The organism is Vibrio sp. R11-SG3-ISO3-SZ, assembly GCF_059834345.1.
On record NZ_JCBDGX010000121.1, the window covers coordinates 1 to 10,304 of the forward strand.

Here is a 10,304-nt window from a genome sequence, read left to right on the forward strand (position 1 = left end):
AGCCGCACTCAAGAAAGCGGACACGAATGGTTAAGAACGCAGTTGAAACAGGCGGTGAAGGCGTTAGGGTATTAGTGCTTTATGCCAAATTTAAAAGGGCTTCAATGCAAGCCCTTTTCTTTAGAGTTCTTGAACGGTTACTTCTTCACTTCCGTTAGCACATGCCCAGTGGCGCCACTCGGTAGGGTGATGCCTAAGTAGTTAGACAACGTTGGTGCGATGTCGTAAGGCGTCACGTCGCGGTTGACGACTTGAGCCGGTACCTGATGGCCAGCAAAGATCACCGGAACGTGAGTGTCGTAACGCCAAGGTGAACCGTGGGTTGATGCGATGGTGAGGCCATCCATGTCGTTGATGTAGGTGCGCGGTGCGAACACCAAGTACACATCACCAGAGCGATCTGGGTGGTAGTTGTTTTTCACCATATCAAAGACACGCGTATTGGGTAGGCGGTTCGCTGCTACGTCACTTGATGTGACCGCATAAGCAACGCCTTCCACTTTGCGAACTTCTTCAGCAATAGCGGCTTGTACGTCCGCGAGTGCGATTTTCTTCTTCGCAATCACGTCGTGATCAAGATAGATGTATGGTTGCGCGTAAAGGCGTACGGCTTCTTTACCTAAACCGAACTCGTTCTTTAATCTTGCTAACACGTTGTCATTGATGATGTTGTTAACATCAAAGTAGCTTGCTTGACGAAAACCGAGTTGGCTAGCGTTTGGTGACACTTCAGGCACACCGTGGTCAGCTGAAAGGACAATCAGTGTGTTCTCCAGACCTATGTGGTCATCGACGGTTTTAAATAGTTTTGCCAGAGTGCGATCTAAACGAATCAAGTTGTCTTCGGTTTCTAGGCTGTCAGGTCCGTACAGGTGGACTACGTAGTCGTTCGAAGAAAAACTCACCGCGAGATAATCGGTAAAGCCACTTTGTCCAAGGCGCTCTTGACGCAGCAGGGTCTGGGCAAAATCGCCCGTAATTTCATCACCTGCTGGACTCACTGTTAGCATGGTAGAGAAATATTTAAAGCTTGACGGCCCGTATGGGTGAGGGAAGGTGCGAGCGAATCCCGCCAAGTCTAGTTTGTTCTCTTGGCTGATCTCATCCAATGTGTATTGATCGCGCTCTAGGCTGAGTTCCCAGCGTTGGCCACTATACTGGTTCGGGATCTGTTTTTCGTTCCAGCGTGACACCCAGTTTGGGTATTGATCGTAGTAGTAGTCACTGGTGACAAACTCAGACTGCGATTTAGAGAACCAAAATGCTTTCCCGGTGTGACCTGCTAAAGAAATCGCACCACGGTCTTTAATCGAGATAGAAAAAACTTTTGCTTGCCCGTTTGATGCTACAGTCAGTTCATCACTGAAAGAGCTCGCGAGGATAGGCGCGGGAGATCGACCGTCCTGCAGCGCAGTTTTCTGTGTGGGATCTATTTCAGTGGATTTATCGACGCCAGCACCAGCAGAGAGCATGGAGTAGTTCGCGTCTTCGACGTTGTACACCAGTCGTTCTAATTGTCGATCATACCAAACATTACCTACCATACCGTGAACAGAAGGCGGTGCACCGGTCGCGAGTGACACGTGCCCCACAATCGTCTCCGTGTTGCCATGTTGGTAATGGGCGTTGGTATAATGTGTACCTTGATCCATCAGATAGCGGAAGCCACCCTCACCAAAGTTCTGTTTGTAGCGCTCTAAGAGGTCACCACGTAAACCATCAACGGTGACTTGTAACACCAATTTTGGCTTGGCCCCTTCGGCCAATACCGTAAACGGTGCAGAAATCAAAAGTGCACTGGCGGCACCAAGCCATACTGTTTTCATACCATTCCTTTTATCGTAGGGTTAATCTTTCGCCAATCTCAAACCCATGTCAGACATAATGATGGTTTGACTAGCGAAGTCGCGGCGGAAGTTTTCTGACTCGTTTGCGCTGTAGGCGAAACTGCCACCACGGACGGATTTATGTGCAAGACCGAGGTCACTGTGTTGAGCGTTGTTAGGGTTATCGGTTGGACCAAATCGATAAAAGGTATCGTCGAAGGCATCAATAACAAATTCACCGACATTACCTGTCATATCGTATAAGCCAAGCTCGTTCGGTTGCTTTAGACCTACTGGATGGGCACGGTTGTTAGAGTTTGCATCGTACCAAGCCACATCATCAATATTATTAGAACCGGCGTAGGTATAACCTTGACTGTGGATACCGCCTTGAGCGGCAAACTCCCATTCAGCCTCGGTCGGTAAGCGGTAGTTCTCTCCCGTCATTTCGTTGAGCTGCTCCACAAAGTACGTGGCTTGCTGCCAACTTAAGTTGTTTACTGGTACCTGAGGGTCTTTGAAAAAACTTAATGATGAGCCCATCACTGACTCAAATAGCTCTTGAGTTACCTCAAATTTAGATAAGTAAAAACCATCAACCTTCACGCTTCTTGCGGGGCGCTCTGCTTTGGTTGTTGTTTCTGAGTCACTCCCCATGACAAACTCACCGCCCTCAACCCAGACCATATCTTGATTTATTTTTTCAGCGAGTGGATGTGCAGGTATACTCGCACAACCGGCAAGAGTAAACACAAATAGAGGTATAGAAAGAAGGGATAGACTCGTTTTCATCATCTGTTCTCTGGTAATGTGAGTGTATTGATAGTAGCACTTTACAACATAAGCTTTGGTTATAACCCCTATAACATGAACTCACGGAATACCCGCAGTACACTAGTGGTACACAAAAAGATGAAAGGTGATGTATGCAAATTACTCAAGGTCCACAGTTTCAAGGTAAGGCGTCTAAGCGCATGCATGTGATGGCGAAACCCATCGGTGCAGCGTGTAATATCGATTGCCAATACTGTTACTACCTCAGCAAACAGGACTTGCTTGAGTATAAAAAAGGCTGCTCGCCGCGAATGTCTGATGAGACGCTAGAGCACTACATCAAAACTTACATTGAAGGACAAAATACCCCTGAAATCATCTTTTCTTGGCAGGGTGGTGAGCCAACGATGCTCGGACTTGACTACTTTGAAAAAATCGTTGAGCTACAAAATAAATACAAGCCAGATGGCATTGTGATTTCTAACGATTTGCAAACCAATGGCACCTTGTTAAACGATGAGTGGTGTGCATTCCTTGCCAAAAACAACTTCCTGATTGGCCTAAGTATTGATGGCCCGGAGATGCTGCACAATGCTTACCGTACCAACCGAGCAGGGCGTGGCACATTCAAGCAAGTAATGGCGGCGGTTGACCTGCTGCACAAGCACAAGGTGAACTTTGCTACCTTGACTTGCGTGAATAATCTCACTAGTCAGAACCCGCTTGAAGTCTACCGTTTCTTACGTGATGAAGTGCGTTCACCGCAAATCCAATTCATTCCGATTGTGGAACAAAAAACGTTCCGCACCACGGCGCCGCAAACTTGGTCCGCAGGAGATCAACCCAAGCAGGGCGATAAACGCCTGATCCCGGGTCACAAAGATTCGGTGATGGAGCCTTGGTGTGTGTCGGATATGGCATGGGGTAACTTTTTGATTGCGGTATTCGACGAGTGGGTGAAGCACGACATTGGCAAAGTGTTCGTGCAATATTTTGAAGCGAGCATTGAAACTTGGATGGGGCGTAAAAACCCACTGTGTACTCTGGGTGAGTTGTGTGGCAAAGGTCTCGCCATGGAGCCTAACGGCGATCTTTACGCGTGTGACCATTACGTCTACCCAGAATACAAAATCGGTAATATCCACGAGCAAAAAATCGATGATGTTGCTTACAGCGCCGAACAACAAAAATTTGGTTTCGCTAAATCGCGTACGTTGACGACACAGTGCCAGCAATGTGATTACCAGTTTGCTTGCTACGGTGAATGTCCCAAAAATCGCTTTATTCGAACCGCACAAGGTGAACCTGGCTTGAATTATTTGTGTGCAGGTTGGAAAAAGTTCTTCTCACATGTCGATCGCAGTATCGCGTACATCTTGCGTGCAACACGTCATCCTGTCGCTCATGGTAAGTATAGTGACTCCGTTGTTCGCGAAATGATGCAACAACGCAATGAATTGAATAAGGGGTAATATTATGACTCGTCCATTTTCAACTATCGCATTGCTTGTTGCAGCGCTGAGCGTTTCCACTGTGGTTGCTGCGCCTAATCAAACGAATGCAGTGGCACCGAGCCCACTCATGCCACAGGTGGAAACCCAAGCTATCAATCCGGTTCAATTGGCCTACAATGCCCAAGACACGCGTTTGGACGATGAAGAAAGAGCAATGGCATTGATGGCGCTTGCGAGTTACCCGAGTGAGAACGCACTCGTTGCCGTTGCTCGTGGCTTAAAAGATGAGAGCGCTGTGATTCGTCATGGTGCGATTGTCGGCTCTCAGGTATACCCGATTGAGCATCGCTGGCGCATGGTTTCTCCTTTGCTTACCGATGCCGAGCAGATAGTTCGCGTACGAGCGAGTGCGAACCTGGTTCAAGACTTCAATGCGTTAAGTCAATCGCAGAGAGAGCAACTGTCTGAATCGCTCAAAGAGCTTGAGACAAGTCTCGCTGAACAAAATGATCCAGAGTCTTTATTGTTGCTGGCAAACGTGTACCGTTGGACAGAGCGATGGACTCTCGCTGAGCCTATCTATGTGAATTTGGTAGAGAATGATCAATACTCGACAGAGCTTTGGCTCGCTTATGCAGACAACTATCGTGCACAGCAACTGAATGATAAGGCTATCGCGATCTTGGATCAGGCACTGGAACTGAATCCCGAAGCCGCCGCGTTGTACTATTCGAAGTCGTTAGCCTTGGTTCGCACAGATGAGAGAAAGCAGGCAGCGAAAGACATGGACATCGCCGCAAACCTTGCGAAAGATAATAGTTACTACTGGTATCTAAACGGTGTGTTACAAGAGTCGTTGGATATTGAAAAATCGACTCAGTCTTTTGAGACTGCTTACCTTATATCAGGTGCTCCAGAACAGTTATATGCTCTTTGTGATATTTATATCCGTTACGATCATGATAAATCCGAGCCATGTATGGATGAGTTAAGTCAAGTCGCCCCAAGCTATGTCATTGATGAACTCAGAAGTAAGCAAAATGCCAACGTCACTCAATAGAGCGAAATAAAAAGGCGCGCCCAATCGTTGAGCGCGCCTTTTTACCTCATAGCTCTAATAGGTACGTTACTTGGTTTTGAACTCCGCCACCGCTTTGTCCATCTCAATCGCTTGAGCAGAGACGTTATCGACTTCGAGCAAACAGAGTTTGGCTGATTCCATATTGCCCTCTGAAATCGAGTTGAGCTCGGTGATGGATTCACTGACTTGATTCATCACAATCCCTTGTTCTTCAATCGCCGAGGCGATGCGCTCCGAGTTGGCTTGGATGTTGTCCATATCGGAGATGATTTGCTCCAAACTTGCATCCAATGTTTCCGATGCTTTCAAGGTCTCAGCGCCTTGCTCGTTACACTTATCGATATTGGTGACCACTTCGGACATTTGTGACTGAATCGCGCTCACCACTTTGGTGATGTCTTCGGTCGATTGATGCGTTCGGCTTGCCAATGCGCGCACTTCATCGGCCACCACGGCAAATCCACGTCCTTGCTCACCGGCACGTGCAGCCTCTATCGCGGCGTTCAGCGCAAGTAGGTTGGTCTGTTCAGCAATACCTTGAATGATGTTGACCGCATCACCAATCTTGTCGACGTGATGGTTGAGCGATTGGATAGAGGTCTGGCTCTCGCCTAGAATGCTCGACAGCTGATCAATATTACGCACCGTGGATTCCACCACCTCACGACCTTTATGTGCATTGATCGACGCTTGATGAACGCCCTCCACCGCCACTGAGGTACTTTCTGAAATCTCATTGATGGTCGACACCATCTCTTGAACCGATGTGGCCATCGTGGAGGTGTGATCCGCTTGGACATTAAACTGAACAATGACATTTTCCAGTTCTTGATGCATGTTACCGGTCGTGGATGATAGATGCGCCGATTTCTCTTGAGTTCCTGAAATCAGCCCTTCAAGTTTATCGAGGAGACGGTTGAAGTATTGACTGATGGCGACCAACTCATCTTTACCTTTGAGATTGGCACGCAGTGCGACATTATTAGTCCGCGCGATCTCCTGAATCAGAGAGAGCAAGGTGGATACTTGGGTGTTGATAGAGCGAGCGATTTGCCAGATAAAGCCAATGATAACTAAAGAGACGATCACGGTAACACTTAACTTGAGGGTCGCTAGGCGAGATTGGGTTTGCGCCGAGTTTTCACTGAGCGCTGAAGAGAAGCTTTTAAATTGGTCCTCGACCGTGTGAGACAGGCCGCGTGTCTGCCCCAGTAGCCCCTCATTGTATTTTAGGCCGACCTTTTTGTGTTGAACGACCAGCGCTTGCGCCGCATTGAGCAGTGATGAGGCATTCGGCGGTAGCAAGGAAGAGTCGAACTCACCTTCTAGCACTTTCTCATTAAAATCGGCGAGCTGAACCAATTGGTCACTGTCGAGTGATGGGCGAATGGCGTCTAACGCTTGGTTGTAGCGACCAAGCAGTTGGTCTTCATCATTGAGACCATAGGCCTGAAAGGCGGACACCAAGCTAGAAAACCCTTTTTGATAGGCGAGGATGTCTGTGCGTAATTGTTTAGAAGACGGCAGTTCATGAGCCTTTAAGAGAGTCGATAGCGTTGCCTCTTTGGCTAAAAACTTATCAATATTGTCATTGAACGAAGTGAGATATTTGGCGTCTTTTCTGAGCAGGAAATCTTTCTCGTTACGACGCAAATTGAGCAAGCGGACTTCAAGCTGAGCGACGAGTAGATTCGCTTGATTGAGTTCATTGGTCACTTTGGCAAATTGGGTGGTGGAGAGCAACAACACGCCGATACCGACGATGGCGACTGCCCCTAGAGAATAGAGCTTACTCTTTATGTTCATAATTGCTTCCTAAAAAAGGTGTAACTCATTATTGTTGTTATAGTAATGTGCATACTCTCAAGCAAGTTCAGTACTGAGATGTTTGTCAATCATACTCATGACTACTACTAAAAAACTAGTTTCTTAACCCATTTAGCTTTGTGAATTTTATATGAAGGAATTATTACATTCGTATCAAGGTCTCATTTTTGACATGGATGGCACCCTTATTGATACCATGCCCGCACACTTGTTGGCGTGGGAAAAGACGGCCGAACATTTCCAGTTTCCCTTTACGCGCGAATGGCTGCACGGCTTAGGTGGCATGCCGAGTTTTAAAATCGTCGCTGAAGTGAACAGCAAGTACGGCTTGACGTTAGATCCCAACGAAGTGGCGCAATTTAAGATGGCGACATTTAGCAGCCTTGATGATCATGGAGAGCCGATACAAGCCACGATGGCGATTCTCGACCACTTCTACGGTAAAAAGCCACTGGCGGTAGGGACAGGCAGTCAAAGGCAGAGCGCGATGCGCTTGCTGGAAAAAGCGAACCTCATCGGGAAACTCGATGCGATTGTCACTGCCAGTGATGTTGAGCATCACAAACCGAACCCGGATACGTTTTTACTGGCGGCGGAGCAGCTTAAGCTAGAGCCGTCTCAGTGTGTGGTGTTTGAAGATACGCATCTCGGCCGTCAAGCCGCACATGCAGGCGGAATGGATTGTGTCATGGTGGAAGGGGACGCCTTGGTCTTTTACCCCGCGCCAGTTAAAGGCGATCAATAAAAAACGCGATAGCTTGTCACTATCGCGTTTATAAGTATTTCGCGTTTATTACGTATTTAAAGAAGCTCTTGTGCGTTTATCACGTATTTAAAGCAGGTTTATCGCAACTTTAAATTGTATTTAGCGCGACATTATCGATCCCAATAGGCTTCTTCGAGACTGTCTTCACGCTCTGGTAATGCTCGACCCAATCTCGGCGAGTGTTGCGTGAGCACCTCGTAGCTTACGCGGTTCGCGTACTTACAGATCTGTGATAATGATGAGTAAGTCAAAAACGGCAAGTCATGTTTAGACGAGTTGGGCACGTTCATCTTGTGGTGGCTGTTGGCTGCCATGTCATGGAGCAAGGCTGATAATGCCGCATCGCCTGCGCCGTTGGTGTTTTTGATCTCGAGTGGACCACCAAGGTACGGACCAATATGCGAGTAAACTTTCAAAGGCGACAGACAGTCTTGTTTGCGCATCGCGCGGCTAAATTCATACTTATTAAACTCGGCGATGTTGCCCGGCAATAGCGGTAGTTCCGTATCACGCTTTGCTGATTCATCGGTGTAGCCCGCCATGTAAAGGCCAATAGGCCCCGCTGTACACAGCACGAGGTCGACCCATTCTAGCGCTTTATCAGCCGCGAGCAGAGGATCTTTCTCACCGGTAAGCGCTTCGCCTTCTTCCTCGTTCATCGCGATCACTGAAATGTTCTCTTTGATGTACTCTTGCCACCACGCCGCGTTGCCTTCAATCACCCACTTGGTACCCAAGGTCAGCACAACAGGCACCTGTTTTTGCTTGGCGATTTCAATTGCACGTGCGACCGCTTTTGGCATCGGATCTTCTGGCTTACCGCGCATTAGGTAAGAAGAGACCACCAGTGCCGAGGCTTTATCAAACACCTCTTCAGGAATGCTTTCCGGACGCAGCTGATTCATGTGACCTTCATTGATAGCAAACGTACGTTCGCCATTTTCAGAGATCAAGGTATAGCAGCGGCCAATCGATCCCTCGACCATTTGCAAATGATTGAGATTCATACGAGAGGACGTGCGACACAAATAGCGATAGGCAAAGGAGCCAACCTCAATGTTCTTCGACATTACACCCAGCAGCACCGATTTGCTGTCCGCAAGCACGGAGTAGTTGTGTAGGGTGTTGCCGATGGTATCACCGGGGTATTGGTGTGTGATCAGTTCGCGTTCCACCAGCTCTTGATATAGCGCATCGGCTTTGTCCTCTTCGAGTACGAGTGAGTGTCCTTTGCTCAGCTCGTATTTAGCGAGGAAATCATCATCGACGCGCGCTTCAATATCAACGATGGTTTGACCGACACCGACCACGATAGGGCGGTAGAGCTTCGGTGCTTGCTTCATCTGATTGATCAATGGATCGCGATTGTCAGTAGGAAAGTAGTGCTTAGATTTACGTTGGCCAGGAAATTTCATGCTCAAAAAGGACAGTAAAAAATTTTCGCCAGTTTAACACAGAAGTGTCTTTCAAATTTCATAAAAATTACATAACAATGAGATTTTGATCAAAGAAACATGTCGGACAGGGAGACAGTCGAGATTGGCTTAAAGTCGGCTGTTGATTTAAGAAATAAGGCGAGCCAAAACAGCTCGCCTTAAGCCTGCCCACCCCTAGCATGACTTGGATATAGGGCGGGTCAGTCTGCGTGTGATTAGCGCAATTACTGTGCAGCGACAGGGGCCTCCACATACGCATCGGTACCCCAAAGTGGCACGGTCGACAGACTGTGTTTGAAGCTACCTTCGGTTTCTTTGGTTGTGTACGAAAGATAGAGGAGGGACTGTGTGTCGGCATCGTAGATGCGGCGCACTTTCATGGTTTTGAAGAAGATGCTTTTTGACTTTTTGAACACCACTTCACCCGACGCGCTCTTATCGATTTTTGCAATCATATCCGTGGTGATTTCGCCGGTTTGACGGCATGAAATGGAACTGTCGCTTGGATCGGAGAGGCTAAGATTCGCTTCAATGGATGCGATGTGGCAGGTCACGCCTGTCACCACCTCATCTTGCAGTGAGGTGATCTTAATGTCTTTCAATGTAAATAGACCGAGTGAAACGTCACCCACTTCGTTGCTATCACACGCGGTGAGCAGCAGTGAAGCCATGGCAACGCCAAGTAATTTTATCCGCATGGCCGCTATCCTTTCTTAAATAATGGTTGAGTTTTGTGATTGTCGAGCTAATTATGAACCAAGCTTATCTGTTTTATGCTCAAGCAGCCAATAGTTCAATGAAAAACTTGTCGCATCATGATCTTATCGTTAAGCTCATGACGATAAGACTCATGACGTTAAAAGATATCCCATGCCCAATACCGCCTCTGCCATCACCGAGATGAAAAACCAATGGCTTGCCAGCCAAGTGGACGTTGAATTTCCAACGCCAGAGAGCCTCAAAGGGCACGAACTTTATCAAGCACGCGCTTCAGAGCGAGAGACACACTTGCTTGATCTCAGTGAGTTGTCTCTAGACGAATTCAGTGAGCAAGATGTGTTTGTGGCGGATTTTCATCGCATGACCGTGATGTTTGCCTTGCAACAGGCCAAACAGTGGCAAAGCCAACAAGACAGGGAG

General features: G+C 47.8%; 8 protein-coding genes and 1 pseudogene. 4 read left to right on the forward strand and 5 right to left on the reverse strand.

From position 1 onward, the window contains the following. Positions 1 to 137 precede the first annotated feature (137 nt). Both AC6R1O_RS14790 and AC6R1O_RS14795 read right to left on the reverse strand, forming a co-directional pair. Positions 138 to 1,826: an alkaline phosphatase family protein gene (locus tag AC6R1O_RS14790; protein WP_500657291.1), complete on the reverse strand. Its 1,689-nt coding sequence runs from the start codon at positions 1,824 to 1,826 to the stop codon at positions 138 to 140. A 21-nt stretch (positions 1,827 to 1,847) separates the two neighbouring features. After that, positions 1,848 to 2,618: a formylglycine-generating enzyme family protein gene (locus AC6R1O_RS14795; protein ID WP_500657295.1), complete on the reverse strand. Its 771-nt coding sequence runs from the start codon at positions 2,616 to 2,618 to the stop codon at positions 1,848 to 1,850. Positions 2,619 to 2,752: 134 nt separating this feature from the next. Between AC6R1O_RS14795 and AC6R1O_RS14800 the strand changes: the two genes are divergently transcribed. Both AC6R1O_RS14800 and AC6R1O_RS14805 read left to right on the forward strand, forming a co-directional pair. Then, entirely contained in the window at positions 2,753 to 4,072 is a 1,320-nt protein-coding gene (locus AC6R1O_RS14800; protein WP_500657292.1) for an anaerobic sulfatase maturase, read from the forward strand. Between the two features lie 4 nt (positions 4,073 to 4,076). After that, complete coding sequence (locus AC6R1O_RS14805) at positions 4,077 to 5,114, forward strand: tetratricopeptide repeat protein (RefSeq protein WP_487901470.1); 1,038 nt, start codon at positions 4,077 to 4,079, stop codon at positions 5,112 to 5,114. A gap of 66 nt (positions 5,115 to 5,180) precedes the next feature. Here the strand turns inward: AC6R1O_RS14805 and AC6R1O_RS14810 are convergent, their stop codons facing one another. Further along, complete coding sequence (locus AC6R1O_RS14810) at positions 5,181 to 6,941, reverse strand: methyl-accepting chemotaxis protein (protein WP_500657293.1); 1,761 nt, start codon at positions 6,939 to 6,941, stop codon at positions 5,181 to 5,183. A gap of 151 nt (positions 6,942 to 7,092) precedes the next feature. On the opposite strand from AC6R1O_RS14810, the gene AC6R1O_RS14815 reads away from it, so the two are divergent. Next, entirely contained in the window at positions 7,093 to 7,707 is a 615-nt protein-coding gene (locus tag AC6R1O_RS14815; protein WP_500657294.1) for a beta-phosphoglucomutase family hydrolase, read from the forward strand. A gap of 131 nt (positions 7,708 to 7,838) precedes the next feature. Here the strand turns inward: AC6R1O_RS14815 and AC6R1O_RS14820 are convergent, their stop codons facing one another. Then, the gene (locus AC6R1O_RS14820; RefSeq protein WP_500631267.1) at positions 7,839 to 9,143 is read right to left on the reverse strand and encodes an inosine/guanosine kinase; all 1,305 of its coding nucleotides are present in this window, start codon (positions 9,141 to 9,143) and stop codon (positions 7,839 to 7,841) included. Positions 9,144 to 9,388: 245 nt separating this feature from the next. Then, entirely contained in the window at positions 9,389 to 9,862 is a 474-nt protein-coding gene (locus tag AC6R1O_RS14825) for a CreA family protein (RefSeq protein WP_334551908.1), read from the reverse strand. Positions 9,863 to 10,034: 172 nt separating this feature from the next. Here AC6R1O_RS14825 and AC6R1O_RS14830 point away from each other — a divergent pair. Beyond that, positions 10,035 to 10,304: pseudogene (locus tag AC6R1O_RS14830) on the forward strand (flavodoxin); the annotation flags it as partial.